The following is a 16,554-nucleotide window of genomic DNA, read 5'->3' as shown; positions in this document are numbered from 1 at the left end:
CGCGCTGCCTAAAGCCACCCCATGCAAACCCACATTCTGATCACCGGCGCCAGCCGCGGCATCGGCGCCGCGATCGCCGCCGCGCTGACTTCGGCCGCCACAAAAATCGTCGCGCTTTCCAGCGCCGACGGAGACCTCGCCGACCCGGCGGCCCCCGCCCGCCTGTGGCAGGCCAGCCTCGACCGGCTCGACGGCCGCATAAACGTGCTGATCAACAATGCCGGAATCTTTGAGGCCAGCCCGCTCGACAACACCGACGCCGACTGGCTGGAAAACTGGAACCGCACGCAGCAGATCAATCTGACCGCCAGCGCCGACCTCTGCCGCCGCGCCGTCCTCCATTGGCAAGAACGCCAGGCCGCAGGCCGCATCGTCAACATCGCCAGCCGCGCCGCGCACCGCGGCGACAGCCCGGCGCACTGGCATTATGCCGCGTCAAAAGCGGGCATGGTCGCAATGACCAAGACGATCGCGCGCGCCTATGCCGCTGACAATATCCTCGCCTTTGCGATCTGCCCCGGTTTCACGATGACCGGCATGGCCGACGACTATCTGGCCAGCCGCGACGGAGACAAATTGCTCGCCGACATTCCGTTGGGCCGCGTCGCGATGCCGGAGGAGGTCGCCGAAATGGCGCGCTGGTGCGCTATCGACGCGCCCGCGTCGATGACCGGCGCGGTCCTCGACGTCAACGGCGCCAGCTATGTGCGCTAAGCGACAAAATCAGGGTTGTTCCCCCGCGAAGGTGGGGGTCCATCTCCCGCCGCCGAAATCCGAAACGACCGGTGATGGGTCCCTGCCTTCGCAGGGAAACAGCATTTTTGTCATCACGGCGCGACACAAATGAGCTGGCTGATCTCGCTCCCCTGCACCCGCGCCGAGGCCGAAGCTGTGTCGGACGGCTCGCCGCTCGATGCGCTGGCCGAGCCGCCGGTTGTGGTGACGCGCGAAATTGATGAGGATGCGGGGCTGTGGCAGCTCGACGCCTATATGGACGACAAGCCCGGAGCGGCCCTGCTGAGCCTGCTCCAGTCGCTCGTGCCGAGCGCGAAAGGCCATAAGCCAATCGTCGAACAGTTGGTCGAACAGGATTGGGTCACGCTGTCGCAGCAGGGACTCGAACCCGTACAGGCGGGCCGCTTCTTCGTCCACACCAGCAGTTACGCCGACCGCGTCCCGCCCGGCACCACGCCCTTCCTGATCGACGCAAGCCAAGCGTTTGGCACCGGCGGCCACGATACCACCGCGGGCTGCCTCGCGATGCTCGACCGACTGAAGCGCAAGGGCATCGCACCGCGCGACATCGCCGACATAGGTACCGGCACCGGCCTGCTCGCCTTTGCGGCAATGGCCTTATGGCCGGCAGCGCGGACGATTGCATCGGACATCGACCCCGCCAGCATTTTCGTCACCCGCGATAACGCCGCGATCAACCACGTGCCACTTGGCCGCGGGAGCGGCGCGCTGACGCTCGAGGTCGCGCCGGGGACCGACCATCCGGCGATCCGCCACCGCGCACCTTATGATCTCGTCATCGCCAATATCCTCGCCGGGCCGCTGATCACTCTCGCTCCCGACATCGCGGTCGCCACCGCGCCCGGCGGCCATGCCATCCTCGCCGGACTGATCGCGCGCCAGATGGAACCCGTGCTCGCGGCCTACCGCGCGCAAGGTTTCCGCCTCGCCGCGCGCGGCGGCAGCTCCGAATGGCCATGCCTGCTGCTGGTCAAACGCCGCCGCTATGGCTGGCGCCGCAAGGAACGCGCTTTCCACCGCGCCGACCCGGCGGATGCGAGTTTCGGGAGCTGGTAGCATTCCGCTCCCCCTTGCGGGAGGAGATGGTTCATCAGGCTTTCGCCGTCGCGTAATCCTGCGTGCCACGCGTGACGACTTCGTCATCCGGCAAGATATCTGCAATCGCAATCGGCGGCAGCGCGTCATTGGCGGCGTAAAGCGGCGCAAAATCGGTGTTCACCGTCGTGTCGAGCAGCTGGTCCAGACTGTCGATGACGAAGTAATTTTGCTGAAAATCGTCGATCCGGTAATCGGTCCGCATCACCCGCGCGAGGTCGAACCCGATCCGGTTCGGGCTGTCGCTGTCCAGCGCGAACACACTTTCTGCATAGGAGGATACGATCCCAGCGCCATAGATGCGCAGGCCGCCCGCCTCGCGGATCAGCCCGAATTCGACTGTGTACCAGTACAGCCGCGCCAGCTGCTTTAGCGCATCGAACTTCAGGCTGCGCAGCCCACCCTCGCCATAGGCGACCATATAATCGGCGAACACCGGGTCGGCGAGCATCGGGACATGACCGAACACGTCGTGGAACACGTCGGGTTCCTGCAAATAATCGAGCTGCTCGGGGGTGCGGATGAAATTGCCCGCGGGAAAGCGCCGGTTCGCCAGATGGTCGAAAAACACATCGTCAGGGACGAGTCCCGGCACCGCGACCACCTGCCACCCGGTCGCCGCCATCAGCCGCGCATTCAGCTCGCGATAGTCCGGAATCCCCGGCTTTTCGAGCTTCAGCACGTCGATCCCGCGCAGGAACGCGTCCGACGCGCGTCCGGGCAGCATCGCCGACTGGCGCGCGAACAGCTTGTCCCACATCGCATGTTCGGCGGCGGTAAACGCGTCCCAATTTTGCGAAATCGTCCAGTCGGCCGCGGCACCCGGCGGCGGCGTTGCGTGGACATGGGTAAAGCCGTCTTTCATAAGCTGCGACCTAACATGAACTGGTTTCAAAAGAAACCACTTACGCGCGCGCCATTCCCAACCAACGCGCGGCGCGCGGAAGGCGCGGGATGATGAGCCGATCGACGATCCATAGCAAGATCAGCGAGGCCGCGAGCAACGGCAGCAGCGCAGCCAGCGCCAAGATGATCGCCGCAACCCCTTTAAGCTTCGCCGGATCGCGCGGCAGCGGCGGGGCGCCCAGCGCATCGTCGGGCTTGCGGCGGCGCCACATCAGAAATCCGGAGACGGCGAGAATCATCAGCATCAACGCGGTGAGCACCCCGATCAACTGGCTGACGATCCCGAACAAGGCCCCCTCATGCCAGGCGATGCCGATCCCGACGACGCGGTCGATCACATGTTTGTCGACAAAGCCGCTGCGCGACACCTCGATCCCGGTGACGACGTCATAACTCACCTTGCGCACCAGCGGCCGGTTCTGCGTCCGGGTGGTCAGCGTCCAGGTGTCGCCATTGGGCGGCCCGAACATGTTCGGCGCCCCCGGCGGCTGGATGATTACCGGCGCGGGCAAATTCTCGTTCCGCGCGCGCAGCACGATGCGGTCGAGCAGGACGCGCGGCGCATCGCCGACCGCGACCGGCCCGGGCATCGCCTTGGCCATCGCACTATGATCATGCGCCGCATAATGATCCGCCGCACCGCTTTTCCAGTCCTGCGCGCCCTGTACCCACCCCATCTCGGCGCGCACGGCGCGAAAGCCCTGCGCCCAGACATCGGTCCACGGCAGCGCGGTGAGCAGCAGCACCAGCGCCAGTCCTGACACCCAGAAACCGGTGACGGCATGCAGGTCGCGCAGCGCCGTGCGCCCGCCCAGCCCCCGCCGCGGCCATACCACCCCCCCAATCCCGCGCCCGCGCGGCCACCACAGATACAGCCCGGTCAGGATCATGACGATCGCCCAGCTCGCCGCCAGCTCGACGATGATCCCGCCGGGCTTGCCGATCAACAGGCTGCCATGGATCTTTGCCAACCACGCCGAAATGCGGTCGTCGGGATTGGCTGACCCGATCACTTGTCCCTGCGGTGCCACCGCCACATCGCGCATACCGCCGTCCGGCAAGCCGACATGGACGATCGCCGCATCGCCCAGCGCCTCCGGCACGCGATAATAATGGAAGCTTGCTCCGGGAAAGGCGGTCAGCGCCGCCTTCACCTGCGCATCGGCATCGACCCGCTTTGCCGTAGGCAGCCCGCGCCACGCGCTTTCCTGCCACCGGTCGAGCTGCGGCTTGAACAAATAGGCCGCCCCCGTCACCGACAGCATGACGATGAAAGGGATGACGAACAGCCCGGCATAGAAATGCCAGCGCCAGATCGTGCGATAGAGCGGAATCCGGTTGATGTCGGTCATCCCCTGTCCTTTCGCTTAGAAGCGCGCGCGAATGCCGGCGGACACCGCGCGGCGCTCGACCGGATAATAGATCGCCGAAGCGGCCGGTGTGACCACCGACGGCGCCGTGGCAGTGATCACCGCGCTGATGTCGCCGATCGCCTTCTTGCCCGTGATGTTACGGACATCGACAAACGCGTCGATCCCTTCGGCAATCCGCGCCCCGCCGGTCACGCCCAGCAACGCATAGCCCGGCGTTTGCACCAGATTGCGGTAATCGACGTAGGGACCGTTGGGCACCCACTCGACATTCGGCGCAATGTGCAGCGCGTCGCTTCCGATCCGCGCCTCGGCACGGTAGACATGTTTCGGCACCACCGGCAGGCGGTTGTCGCCGAACTGGCTGTCATTCCGGAAGCGGAAGTCGCTGTACGTATAGACCTGCAGCAGCCGCAGCCAGTCGGTCGGCGCGATTTCCAGCGCCGCCTCAATCCCCTGATGCAGCGTGCGGTCGGCGTTGAAGGTCGCTGCAGGAATGCTGACATTGGTGGTGAATTGCAGCAATTCGCCCTTCAGCGTCGAGCGATAGAGCGCCAGATCCCAACTGACGATGCCGGTCCTGCCGCGCGTTCCGATCTCGGCCGTCCAGGCGCGCTGCGGGCGGATGGTGGACACCACCTGGCTGATCGGCGGAGTGCCGATGGTCTGGAACACTTCGCCAAAACCGGGAAATTCCGCCGAGCGGCTGTAATTGGCGAAGAATTGCACATTTTCGTTCGGCTCGAACAGCACGCCGAACTTGGGTGAAAAGGCGTCGAATTCGATCCGGCCGTCGCGCGACGTCGACACATTGACCCGCCGCTTGCGGAAACCGTCGGCATAGACGCCGCCCGCGATCAAGGTCAGCTGCTCCACCGGTCGCACGCGCACCTCTCCATAGACATTGGCGGTGCGCGCGGTCTGGTCGGCATCGAACACCAGCGCGCCGCGCCGCCCCGCGACATTGACATATTGGCGCGCGTCGGTGCTGCCGCGGCGCAGCTCTCCGCCCAGCGTGACCTCGACCGGCCCCGCGGCATAATCGGCGCGGAAGAAGCCGCCGAGATCGAGCGAGTCCTGATCGATCACCTGAAAGATCGGGTGATAGAGCGACTTCGCATTGACGAAGCCGCCGACGTCGAGCTTGAACGCCCCCCAGTCGAACGTGGTGCGGTTCTGGAGCCGCAGCGACACGATGTCGCGCGCCTGATCGCCCGCCACGGCTGCCGCGCTGGCGACGCGCGGGGTGGTCAGCGCCTGGTTGAAGGTCAGCGCGCCGGGGATTTGCTGCATGATGTCGTTATAGCTCGCATAGAAACGCGTCGAAACGACGTCGCTCAGCTTCAGCCCGACATTGCCGTGAAAGCGAAAGCTGCGCCGATTCACATGATCGCGGTCGCCGCTCGACGTGTCGGCGCTGACCGCCGCCCACGCATCGACGCGCTGACTGGCAACGCCCGCCGACACCAGCCCGCGATAGCTGTCGAAACTGCCGACATCGCCGCGCAGGTAAAAGCCTTCGGCCGTCCGCCCGGTCGGCGTCACGCCATTGACCGCGCCACCCAAAGTCCCCGACCCGAAGCGCAGTGCATTCGCGCCGCGATACACTTCGAGATGGTCAAAAAAGATCGGCTCGAGTTCCTGGAAATCGCCATTGTCGTCGGCCAGGTTGATCGGCACCCCGTCCTGGAGCAGCGTCAGCCCGCGCATATGGAACCCGCGCGACAGCCCCGATCCGCGGATCGAGATGCGGACCTCCTGCCCATAGCGCGGCTGGAGATAGACGCCGGGCGAAAAGGCGAGCGTATCTCGCAAGCTGACGATCGACTTGTCGGCATAATCCTGATGGCTGACGACATCGGCACCGCCCGCGGTCTTGGCGACGCGCGCTTCGGCGTCGTTGGTCAGTTCGGGGGCGGTGACGATGATCGTCGGATCGGCTTCGGCCTCGGCGGCGTGCGCCGCGACAGGGACGAGCGAGAAGGCGAGCGCCAGCAAGGGCGCCGCCCGATAGGCGTGAGGTGTCATGGTTCAATCTTTCGCGTGAAGTCAGCAAAGCGCCGCGCCGCGCATCTGCGCGGGCGGCCGTTTAATCTGGTTCAGGCGAAAGCGGGCGGTCCGGTACTGGGCGGCAGTGGTGACGCAATACCCGGCGCATAGCCCAGCGACCGCACCGCAACCGGGGTCGGCGCCGCAACCATCGGTGCGGCAAGCAACACGGGTTCAGCGGGGACGATCGGCGCATTGGCGAGCGCGCCCCACGGGCAATGCTGCTGCGTCTCGCCCGCGTCGTGACTACCCGCCTTTTCCAGCGGGATCGTTACCGTCTTGCCGGGGTCGGTTGGGTCCGAACAGATGCGCACGGTGATCGACCCGCCCGCATCGCTCTCGATCATCCACCCCGGCGCGACCAGCACCCGCGAGCCGATCGCGAGCAGCAGCGGCAACAGCAGCAAAATGCCGGGACGGCGAAAGGCGGCGAGCAGACTCACGCGGCGGCCATTATGATCGATGTCGATCACTGACAAGCCATCTTACCTCGTCATTGCGAGCGAAGCGACGCAATCTAGGGGCGGCCTTGCTCCGCTCTGGATTGCCGCGTCGCCTTCGGCTCCTCGCGATGACGACAGAGTCTATTCCGCCGGCGTCTCGTCGATCTTCTTCCCCGTCCGCTGCCACGGATACAGGAACTGCCCCCAGTAATTTTTCGGTACATCTTCGGGAATGCCGTAATTCTCGGGCCAGCGGTCCTTCGGCAGATGAAATGTCCCGAAAATCTTGTCGAGCCACGGAAAGTGGATCGCAAAATTGACGTCGAACGCCTCGCGTTCCAGCCCGTGGTGCCAATGATGGAAACGCGGCGTCGCGATCCAGTGGCCCAGCCGGTTGAAATTGCCCCCGACATTGGCGTGGAGCAGCGAAGACCACACATAGACGAAACCGATATAGGCCTGCATCACCGACGGGCTGAACCCGAGGGTGAACAGCGGCAGCGAGGTTATCGAGCGGAGCAGGATGATCTCGACGAAGTGCATCCGCGATCCCGCCAGCCAGTCCATCGATTTGGCGCTGTGGTGGATCGCGTGAAAGCCCCACAGGAACGGCACCTTGTGGAACAGCCGGTGGTACCAATATTGGGCGAGATCCGACGCGACGAGCACGATCGCGAACTGGACGATCCAGGGCAGCGACGCGATCCCGGCGCGAAATGCCTGCCAGCTCGACGTATTCTCATTGATGATCGTCGACGGCGCGAGCGCCAGGAAGCCCAGCACCTGCACAAACATCGTGCTGACGAGGTAATAGAATAGGTCCTCGCGCCATTCGGTGCGGAACAGGCGTTGCGCGCGGCGATGCGGGAACAATCGTTCGAGCGGCGCGAACATGAAACCGGTGATCAGCAGATTGACGACAAAAAAATCGAGCCCGAAGAAAATCCCCCAGCTCCGCGTCTCAGCGGGCTGGACATTGGCGCCACCGATCAGCGTCGCGGCCAGCGCGATGATCAGCGCAGTCGCGCCCAACACCTTGCGGAGGCGGAGCAACAGGCTGAGCAGCGCAAGCCCGTAACTCGCGAGCAGCACCAGATGCACCACCCCGCGAAACCCGCCCCAATCTTTGATGATTGCGAGTTCGGGCGTCGCAAACCAGTCGGGAAAGCGCAACGCGATCACCATCCCGAACCCGACGATCGCGAACAGCAGGGCGAAAAAACCTGACAACCACCCGCTACCGAACCGCCTCACCTCGGTATGCGATTCCAGATCGCGCATCAGATGGTTCAGATAGTCGCGTTTGGCCATATGGTCCCCACCCCATTTGCCCCGCCCAATTCCTCCCCGCTTGCGGGGGGAGGGGGACCATGCGAAGCATGGTGGAGGGGGCAATCGTTCTGAAAGCGAGGCTTGATGACGCAAGCCCCCTCCGTCAAGTCTGCGGCTTGCCACCTCCCCACAAGTGGGAGGATCATCCTACCCTGCCGCCACGACAATTGCCGCCCACGCGGCCTCGTCAATCACCCGTATCCCCAGCGCCGCCGCCTGCTTCAGCTTCGACCCCGCCCCCGGCCCCGCGACGACCAGGTCGGTCTTGGCGCTGACCGATCCCGCCGCCTTGGCGCCCAATGCCTCCGCCTGCGCCTTCGCCTCGTCGCGGCTCATCGTCTCCAGCTTGCCGGTGAACACCACCGTCATCCCAGACACTTCGCTCGCGCGCGTTTCGACGACAAAGGGTGGCGGCGACACCTCGGAGAATAAATCGTCCCACAGCGCGCGGTTGTGCGGTTCGTGGAAGAAATCGCCGAGCGCCTCGGCGACCGCGGGGCCGATGCCGTCGGCGCGGACGTCGAGGATCGCCTTGATCGCCTCCATCTTGCGCGTCACATATTTGCCGTCGGATTCGCCCTCGGCGCGCGGGTTTGCCTCGACATAAGCGTTAATCTCGGCTGCCTTGGCGGGCAGCAGCGTGATGTTACCCACACCTTTCAGCAGATCGCGCGCGGTCACCGCACCGATATGACGGATGCCCAGCCCGAACAGCAGCCGCGCCGCGTCGGGCGCGCGTTTCGCCTCGATCGCGGCGAAAAGATTGTCGACCGACTTTTCCTTCCACCCCTCGCGCACCAGCAGTTCGTCGCGGTGCCGATGCAGCCGGAAAATATCCGCCGGCCCCTTGTCGAGCCAGCCGAGCTCCAGAAATTCGGCGATGCTTTTCTCGCCCAGTCCCTCGATATCGAGTGCCCCGCGGCTGGCGAAATGACGCAATCGCTCGAACTTTTGCGCCGCGCAGATCAGCCCGCCGGTGCAGCGCACATCGACCTCGCCCTCCTCGGCGACCGCTTCGCTTCCGCACACCGGGCAATGATCCGGAAAGACATAGGCGTCGCGTGCCTCATCGCGGGTCAGATTCGCAACCACCTGCGGGATCACATCGCCCGCGCGCTGCACGACCACCCGATCGCCCGGGCGCACGCCCAGCCGCCCAACCTCGTCGCGGTTGTGCAACGTGACGTTCGACACCACCACCCCGCCAACCGTCACCGGAGTCAACCGCCCGACCGGGGTTAGCTTGCCGGTGCGCCCGACCTGGATGTCGATCGCCTCCAACGTCGTCTGCGCGCGTTCGGCGGGGAACTTATGCGCGATGGCCCAGCGCGGCGCCTTCGCCACGAACCCCAGCCGCGCCTGCCAGTCGAGCCGGTCGACCTTATAGACCACGCCGTCGATGTCATAAGGCAGCTCGGCGCGCCGCGCCTCGATATCGCGATAATGCGCCAACACGTCGGCCACGCTGTCGAAACGACCAAGCAGCGGCGACACCGGCACCCCCCAGCTTTCGATCAACTGCATCATGCCATATTGTGTTGCCGCAGGCACCTCGCTGACCTCGCCCCAGCCATGCGCCAGAAAGCGCAGCGGCCGCGCCGCGGTGACGCTCGCATCCTTCTGCCGCAGCGATCCGGCGGCAGCGTTGCGCGGGTTGGCAAAGACCTTCGCCTCGACTTTTTGCTGCGCAGCATTGAGTGCAGCAAAATCCGCTTTGGCCATATAGATTTCGCCGCGGATTTCGAACACGTCCGGCGACTTTCCGGCCAGCTTTTCCGGTACATCCGATATGGTGCGGACATTCGGCGTCACATCCTCGCCAACATTCCCGTCCCCGCGCGTCGCCGCCTGCACCAGCACCCCCTGCTCATAGCGCAGCGAGCAGGACAGCCCGTCGATCTTGTCCTCCGCGGTCAGCGCAACCTCGGCGCCTTCGGACAGGTTCAGGAACCGCCGCACCCGCGCGACAAATTCGGCGACATCCTCGTCGGCGAACGCATTGTCGAGGCTCATCATCCGCTGGGCGTGGGTGATCTTGGCGAGCGGCGACGCCTCGACTGCGGCGCCCACCAGCTTGTTCGGACTGTCGGTGCGGATCAGGTGCGGAAAAGCTTCTTCCAGCGCATTGTTGCGGCGCACCAGCGCGTCATAATCCGCGTCCGAAATCTCTGGACTGTCATCGGCATGATACAGCCGGTTGTGATACGCGATGGACTTCGCCAGCCGCATAAGTTCGTTGGCAGCATCGGCCTCGGTCAAGTCTGAAATGTCGGTCATTCGCTCTCGTCGAACAGGGGTTTAAACTCGGCGCGAGTGCCAAAGCCGGTGAGGATCGGGCGCGCCTTCGTGATCGCCGCTCGTACCTGCGGCAAGGCAAGCGACGCCGCGTGCGCATCCTTGTCCGTCCAGAATTCGACGATCCACAAGGCGTCCGCATTCACCATATCCTTGCCGACCAGATAACTCAGGTTTGCGGGCATATCCGCCGTGCCTTCCTGCAGGATCGCGGCAAGTGCGGCACGCTGACCCGGCTTGGCGTTCATCTGCCCGATCAGGCCATATTGGGGCACGATCTTGTCCGCCATGACATCCTGCATTGCTTGCAATTGCCGCGCAGGCAGGTCCATCGCCGCCATCACCAGCAACCCGGCCAGATGCGCACGCCGATCCATCATTCCGCAATGACCAGCACATGCACCGCACGCCGGATACGAAAGCCCAGCGATTCATACAGCGCGATCGCCCCGGCGTTGTCGGCATAGCTGTGCAAGAACGGCTGTTCGCCGCGCGCCACCATGTCGCGCATCACATGGCCGATCAGCGCCCGGGCATAGCCGCGGCCGCGGCAATCGGCCCAGGTCGAGACCCCGCTCACTTCGGCTATGCCGGGCATCAGCATCCGCTGCCCTGCCATCGCGAGCAGGCGGCCAGCATCGTCGCGGATCCCAAAGAACGGCCCATAGCGATGCGTTTTAGGCCCCCATGGCCCGGGCTTGGCGTGGTCAGCCAGCGCCGCCATCTCGGCCGCATCCGCCTCGCCCAGACCGATGATCGCGGGTTCGCCGTCGCGCGCCGTCGGCGGCGCCCCTTCGGCGACCATCTGAGTCAGCACCGCACGCTTCACCTCGCGCACCCCGGCGGGCACCGGCCAGCGCTCGCCCTCGACGATCCACAAGTCCTCACCCTGGGGAATCAGCGCCGCGAGCGCCGCCTGCGCCTCGGCGCCAGTATCGGCGGCGACCCCAAACACGCCATAACCGCGGTCGAGCCGCAGCGCGCGCGCATCCCCCTCCGCCAGATGCGCCTGCCGTCCGGTGAGCATGCTCCACACTGGCCGGTCGAGCGGGTGCGCGGTCATGGGTTCAGCGCCCTTCCATCGCCAGCGCCTCGGTCGCGGGGATCTGCATCCCCTCGAACGCCTGCGCCGCATAAGGTCCGGCGGGATCGACCCAGTGCAGGAACAGATGCGCCGACCAGCGGTTGGGATTGGGCATCAGCCGCCCGTGCAGGCGGTGAACGCCCTGATACAGCACCGCATCGCCGGCCAGCATCGGCACCGACCCATAGGCTTCGCCGCCAAAATCGGCATCGGCACGTTCGCGCGGTGTTTCGATATGCTGCGACCCGACCTCGAGCGGCCAGGCCTTGTCGTCGCTCGCCGCAAGCAGCAGCGACAAGCTATGTTCGCACGCGTGGCGGTCCGAATGGACACGGCAGATATCGCCCGCGCGGTACATACGGAAATAGCAATAGGTCGGGCGCAGGTCATGGCCGACCAGCGTACTGATCGCGGGAGTCATCCCCCACAGGAACGTCGCCATCGGCGGATATTGCTGGCCATACACCTCGACCGCCTCGGTCTTGAGCAATGCAGAGCCTCGTTTCAGCGCGTCGAACGACACCCCGCCGCGAATCAGGTCGGATTTCAGCGTCGCGAGGAAGGCGTGCGTCACATCGGTCGGGACAAACCCCGGCAACGCAAGATAACCCTGTTCGCGGTAATCCTGTCTCCGGTCGTCGGTCATATCGTCTCCAGCAGCCTTTCCGCCTGCGCCCGCGCTTCGGCGGTCACCTCGGCGCCTGACAGCATCCGCGCGATTTCCTCGCGGCGGCCCGCTTCGTCAAGCGCGTGAACGCTCGTGCGCGTCACCACGCCCTCGCTTGACTTGGCGATGACGAAATGCGCTGCGCCCTTGGCCGCGACCTGCGGGCTGTGCGTCACCGCCAGCAATTGCTTGCCCGCGCCCGCCAGCCTTGCCAGCCGCTCGCCGATCGCCGACGCGACCGCGCCGCCCACGCCGCGGTCGATTTCGTCAAAGATGATCGTGTCCGCTCCACCCTCTTCGGCGAGCGCGACCTTGAGCGCGAGGATGAAGCGCGACAACTCGCCCCCCGACGCGATCTTCGCCAGCGGCGCAAAGGGCGCGCCGGGATTGGTCGAAATCAGATATTCGACGCGGTCGATGCCTTCTGGCCCCCAGCGTTCGGCGGGCAAGCGCTCGACCAGCGTCTGGAACCGCGCCGCGTCGAGCTTCAGCGGCACCAGTTCGCCCGCCACCGCGGCATCGAGCCGCGCCGCGGCCTTGGCGCGCAGGTCGGACAGCGCGCTCGCAATATGGGTGTAGGCGGCGGCGGTTTCCGCCACTGCGGCCTCCAGCTTCGCGAGCCCGGCGCTGCCGCCCTCGATCGCATCGAGCCGGGCCGCGAGCGTGCCACTGAGCTCCGTGAGCTCGTCGGGCTGGACATTGTGCTTGCGCGCCATTGCCCGCAGTTCGAACAGACGCGTCTCGGTCGCGTCGAGCCGTTCGGGGTCATATTCCATCGCCCGCGCAGCTTCGCGCAGCCGCGTCTCGGCCTCGTCGGCCTCGATAATCGCCCGATCGAGCCCGGCGAGCGCTTCGGCAAGCAGCGGGTGATCGCCCGCGACCCGGTCGAGCCGCCGCGCCGCGCCGCGCAGCAGCGCCGGGCCGCTGTCGCTGCCCTCGAACGCCTCCAGGATCGCGCCCAAATCGCCCGCGATCTTTTCGCCCTTCTGCATCGCCGCGCGCGCTTCGGACAGTTCGGTATCCTCGCCCGGCTGCGGGCTGAGCACCTGCAGTTCGGCGACGCAATGTTCCAGCCATTCGCGGTCGCGCGTCGCCTCATCGAGCGCGCTGCGCGCCGCCGCCAGCTTTGTTTCGGCCGCGCGCCACGCCGTATGCGCCGCTGCCACTGCGCCCGTGTCGGCGCGCGCAAAGGCGTCGAGCAAAGCGCGATGCCCCGCCGGCGCGAGCAACCCGCGATCGTCGTGCTGACCATGGATCTCGACCAGATGCCCACCAACCTCGCGCAGCAGCGCCGCTGAACAGGGCTGGTCGTTCAGGAACGCGCGGCTGCCGCCGTCGGCCTTGAGCGTGCGGCGCGCCAGCAGCGGCTCGCCCGGCTCCAGCGCAATCTCGTTGCCGGCGAGCAGCGCAGCGAGCGGCGTACCCGCCACCGGCGCGACAAAACTCGCGGTCACCTGCGCCTGCCCGCTCCCCTGCCGCACCAGCGCGCTGTCGGCGCGCGCACCCAGCGCGAGCCCTAGCGCGTCGAGCAGGATCGACTTGCCCGCTCCCGTCTCGCCGGTGAGCACACCCAATCCGGCCGCGAAATCGAGGTCGAGCCGTTCGATCAGAACGATATTGGCGATGGATAAAGCGGTTAGCACGAGCCGTCCTTACCGCAGAACAAAGGCAGAATCTATTCCCGGCGCGATCAGGCGCTCGGCGCGTGCTTCTGCATCAGCTTGTAGGCGCGGTCGTACCATTCGTTACCCGGATAGTTGGCACCCAGCACCGCGGCCGACTTCTTCGCTTCGACGGGAATTCCCAGCGCGAGATAGGATTCCGTCAGGCGGTACAGCGCTTCGGGCGCATGGCTCGTCGTTTGATATTTGTCGACGACCTCGCGGAAACGGATCGATGCCGCCAGCCAGTTCGAGCTGCGCTGATAGAAGCGGCCGATTTCCATTTCCTTGCCCGCCAGATGGTCCTGCACCAGATCGACCTTGAGCCGCGCGTCCGACGCATAACGGCTGTCGGGATAGCGGCGGATCACTTCACCGAGCGCGTTGGACGCCTGCTGGGTGATTTTCTGGTCGCGGGTGACGTCGCTGATCTGCTCATAATAGCTGAGACCGATCAGATAATAAGCGTAGGGCGCATCCTTGTTGCCCGGATGGATCGCCAGGAACCGCTGCGCGGCTTCGATCGCCGGGGTATATTCGCGGTCCATATAGTAACTGAATGAGCTCATCAGCTGCGCGCGGCGCGCCCAGGGCGAATAGGGATGCTGGCGCTCGACCTCGTCGAACAGCGCCGCCGCAAGGCCATATTGCTGGCGATCGAGCCGGTCCTGCGCCGCGCGGTACAGCGTGTTGACGTCGCGCGCGACATAGCGCGTATCGGGCTTTGACCCGCCACCGCCGGCGCAGGCCGCAAGCGGCGTGATAATCAGGGCGGCGGCGAGCAGGCGCGTCATGGCGCGCGAGGGTAAACGCTGAGTCATGCGCGCGGTATAGCCACAGCGCGGATGAACGCAAAATAAATGATGGACGGCTCAGCGCAGATTTACGGCGCCTGCACTACGCACCCCTTGGGCGCATCCGCGGGCGCGGGAACGCGGCGCGCGGTCTTGATCGTCACCTGCGGCTCGAGCATCTGGCCGACCATCACGCCCTGCCCCGCGGTCGGCGAGACCGGCGCATTGAAGATCGCCTCAGCTACCGTGGTGCCCGCAACCAATTCGCCGAACACCGCAAAGCCCGCACCGTCACCGCCCGGCGAATCGCTGTCGAACCCCTTGATATCGGAGAGCAGCAGGAAAAAATCGGTCGTCGCATCGCCGGGGTTCAGCCGCGCCATCGACAATGCGCCCTTGCAATTGGTCAGCCCGCTCGCCTTCGTCGGCTCGTGCGCGATCGGCGGAAAATTCCCGCGCGCATCGCCGCGATTGCCCGCCTGGATCAGTTGGTTGCCGGGCCCCCAGCTTTTGGTCGAGCGATAAAATTTGAACCCGTCCATCTGCTTGGCATCGACATAACGCAGGAAATTGGCCGCCGTCACCGGCGCCCGCTCGTTTTCCAGCCGCACCACGATCGTGCCCAGGTCAGTAACCAGCGCGACATGCGGGCGCGGGTCGATCGCCGCGGAATCGCGTGGCACCGGCAGCGGCGGGGGTGGTGGTGGCGGCGCAAAGGTCGGCCGCGGCCGCGGTGGCGAGGGGGCAGTGGGCGGCGAGGCCGGAGCGGCCTGGGCCGCTAGGGCGAGCGAGAGGATCATGGTCAGCATGGCTCTTCTTATGACCCGCTCCTTACGTCCAAGAAAGCCGGAATTTTCGGCATGCCATTGCCAGGTGCCACCAAAGCGAACCTGTTCCGCACGTTCGATGCCAATCTTGCGGGCCGTTGGAACGCGACACCCGAGGAAATAATTAAACCATCTGGTTGACAATGTTTACCGCTTGATTATATTAAACCACATGGTTGAACATAATTCGCACGCACTCGACACCGTCTTCCACGCCCTCGGCGACGCCACGCGGCGCACCATGCTCGGCGACCTTGCCGCCGGAGAACGCACGGTGGGCGAGCTCGCCCAGCCCTTCGCGATGTCGCTCGCGGCGGCCTCGAAACATATCAAGGTACTTGAAGCCGCCGGACTGATCCGTCGCGACATCCGCGGTCGCACGCATGTCTGTAGCCTCGACCCCGCACCGCTGATGTCCGCCGACGAGTGGCTCGGCGTCTATCGCCGCTTCTGGACCGACCGCCTCGATACCCTGGAACAGCTGCTGCGCGCCGAAGACGCCGCACCGCCCCCCCCCAAGCCACCCCTCCCCGGGAAAGAAGGAGAATGACGATGAATATCATGACGACAGCCGACGATTATGGCGTGGTCAGCGAGGACGCGACCATGACGCTCGAACGCCTGCTGCCCGGGCCGATCGGGCGCATCTGGGCCCATCTTGTCGACAGCGATCTGCGCCGCCACTGGCTCGCTGCGGGGGCGATGGAGCAACGGGTCGGCGCCCCGGTCGACCTGGTCTGGCGCAACGACGAACTGACCGACCCGCCCGGCACTCGCCCCGACGGCATGGACGAAGAGCATCGCATGACGTGCGAAGTCCTCGAATTCGACGCCCCGCACCGGCTGGCGATCAGCTGGGGCAGCACCGGCGGCGTGACCTTCACGCTGCGCGAGCAGGGCGCCCATGTGTCGCTGACAATCACCCATCGCCGCGTCGCCGATGCCTCGCTGCTGCTGAACGTAAGCGCCGGCTGGCATTCGCATGTCGATGTGCTGGAGGCCAAGCTGCGCGGTACCGCAGCCACGCCGCACTGGGACAATTTTGTGCGCCTGCGCGGTGAATATGCGGCTCGGCTAAAGGGCTGATCGAGCCATTTCGACAGGACGGTGGGAGCCGCGCGAGTGGCCCCTTACTGACATCTGGCAGCGACCGGTTCTAGCCGTTTATCCTCCCTGTGGCGAAGCCATGGGGAGGTGGGCAGCGGCGTAGCCGCAGACGGACGGGTCATGGCGCAACGTCGCCGCCCCTCCACCATCGCCTGCGGCGACGGTCCC

The 16,554-nt window shown here is 65.6% G+C and carries 16 protein-coding genes; 4 read left to right on the top strand and 12 right to left on the bottom strand.

Annotated features, from left to right (window positions below; genetic code table 11):
* The first annotated feature begins 21 nt into the window (after nucleotides 1-21).
* The gene (locus K0M74_RS03695) at nucleotides 22-714 is read left to right on the top strand and encodes an SDR family oxidoreductase (RefSeq protein WP_293968150.1); all 693 of its coding nucleotides are present in this window, start codon (nucleotides 22-24) and stop codon (nucleotides 712-714) included.
* A 129-nt stretch (nucleotides 715-843) separates the two neighbouring features.
* On the top strand, nucleotides 844-1,812 hold the full coding sequence (locus K0M74_RS03690; protein WP_293968147.1) for a 50S ribosomal protein L11 methyltransferase: 969 nt from the start codon (nucleotides 844-846) through the stop codon (nucleotides 1,810-1,812).
* 34 nt (nucleotides 1,813-1,846) lie between these two features.
* On the opposite strand, the gene phhA is transcribed toward K0M74_RS03690, so the two are convergent.
* The 12 genes from phhA to K0M74_RS03630 all read right to left on the bottom strand — a co-directional run bounded on the left by phhA (nucleotide 1,847) and on the right by K0M74_RS03630 (nucleotide 15,261).
* Complete coding sequence (gene phhA / locus K0M74_RS03685) at nucleotides 1,847-2,716, bottom strand: phenylalanine 4-monooxygenase (protein WP_088442625.1); 870 nt, start codon at nucleotides 2,714-2,716, stop codon at nucleotides 1,847-1,849.
* A 40-nt stretch (nucleotides 2,717-2,756) separates the two neighbouring features.
* Complete coding sequence (locus K0M74_RS03680; RefSeq protein ID WP_293968142.1) at nucleotides 2,757-4,109, bottom strand: PepSY domain-containing protein; 1,353 nt, start codon at nucleotides 4,107-4,109, stop codon at nucleotides 2,757-2,759.
* Between the two features lie 15 nt (nucleotides 4,110-4,124).
* The gene (locus K0M74_RS03675) at nucleotides 4,125-6,155 is read right to left on the bottom strand and encodes a TonB-dependent receptor (RefSeq protein ID WP_293968139.1); all 2,031 of its coding nucleotides are present in this window, start codon (nucleotides 6,153-6,155) and stop codon (nucleotides 4,125-4,127) included.
* Between the two features lie 71 nt (nucleotides 6,156-6,226).
* A complete protein-coding gene (locus tag K0M74_RS03670) occupies nucleotides 6,227-6,649 on the bottom strand; it encodes a DUF2946 family protein (protein ID WP_293968136.1) in 423 nt (140 codons plus the stop codon).
* A gap of 111 nt (nucleotides 6,650-6,760) precedes the next feature.
* Complete coding sequence (locus tag K0M74_RS03665) at nucleotides 6,761-7,930, bottom strand: sterol desaturase family protein (RefSeq protein WP_293968133.1); 1,170 nt, start codon at nucleotides 7,928-7,930, stop codon at nucleotides 6,761-6,763.
* Nucleotides 7,931-8,098: 168 nt separating this feature from the next.
* Nucleotides 8,099-10,228 carry an NAD-dependent DNA ligase LigA gene (ligA, locus tag K0M74_RS03660; RefSeq protein ID WP_293968130.1) on the bottom strand — a complete coding sequence of 710 codons (2,130 nt, stop codon included), beginning with the start codon at nucleotides 10,226-10,228 and terminating at the stop codon, nucleotides 8,099-8,101.
* Complete coding sequence (locus K0M74_RS03655; protein ID WP_293968127.1) at nucleotides 10,225-10,626, bottom strand: antibiotic biosynthesis monooxygenase family protein; 402 nt, start codon at nucleotides 10,624-10,626, stop codon at nucleotides 10,225-10,227. The genes ligA and K0M74_RS03655 overlap by 4 nt, the downstream gene beginning before the upstream one ends.
* Nucleotides 10,623-11,309 (bottom strand): GNAT family N-acetyltransferase, encoded by a 687-nt coding sequence (locus K0M74_RS03650; protein WP_293968124.1) that lies wholly within the window; start codon nucleotides 11,307-11,309, stop codon nucleotides 10,623-10,625. Before K0M74_RS03650 ends, K0M74_RS03655 begins: the two co-directional genes overlap by 4 nt.
* A 4-nt stretch (nucleotides 11,310-11,313) precedes the next feature.
* A complete protein-coding gene (locus K0M74_RS03645) occupies nucleotides 11,314-11,976 on the bottom strand; it encodes a hypothetical protein (protein ID WP_293968121.1) in 663 nt (220 codons plus the stop codon).
* Nucleotides 11,973-13,640: a DNA repair protein RecN gene (recN, locus tag K0M74_RS03640; RefSeq protein ID WP_293968118.1), complete on the bottom strand. Its 1,668-nt coding sequence runs from the start codon at nucleotides 13,638-13,640 to the stop codon at nucleotides 11,973-11,975. Before recN ends, K0M74_RS03645 begins: the two co-directional genes overlap by 4 nt.
* Before the next feature lie 47 nt (nucleotides 13,641-13,687).
* A complete protein-coding gene (locus tag K0M74_RS03635; protein ID WP_293968115.1) occupies nucleotides 13,688-14,479 on the bottom strand; it encodes an outer membrane protein assembly factor BamD in 792 nt (263 codons plus the stop codon).
* 62 nt (nucleotides 14,480-14,541) lie between these two features.
* The gene (locus K0M74_RS03630; RefSeq protein ID WP_293968112.1) at nucleotides 14,542-15,261 is read right to left on the bottom strand and encodes a peptidylprolyl isomerase; all 720 of its coding nucleotides are present in this window, start codon (nucleotides 15,259-15,261) and stop codon (nucleotides 14,542-14,544) included.
* Nucleotides 15,262-15,451: 190 nt separating this feature from the next.
* Here K0M74_RS03630 and K0M74_RS03625 point away from each other — a divergent pair, with 190 nt between their 5' ends.
* Entirely contained in the window at nucleotides 15,452-15,829 is a 378-nt protein-coding gene (locus tag K0M74_RS03625) for a metalloregulator ArsR/SmtB family transcription factor (RefSeq protein WP_293968109.1), read from the top strand.
* Between the two features lie 2 nt (nucleotides 15,830-15,831).
* Nucleotides 15,832-16,365, top strand: a complete 534-nt coding sequence (locus tag K0M74_RS03620; protein ID WP_293968106.1) for an SRPBCC family protein — start codon at nucleotides 15,832-15,834, stop codon at nucleotides 16,363-16,365.
* Nucleotides 16,366-16,554 lie beyond the last annotated feature (189 nt).

The sequence above is a fragment of the Sphingopyxis sp. genome, assembly GCF_019459305.1.
Classification (GTDB): domain Bacteria; phylum Pseudomonadota; class Alphaproteobacteria; order Sphingomonadales; family Sphingomonadaceae; genus Sphingopyxis.
This window is presented reverse-complemented; position numbering and strand designations above follow the sequence as displayed.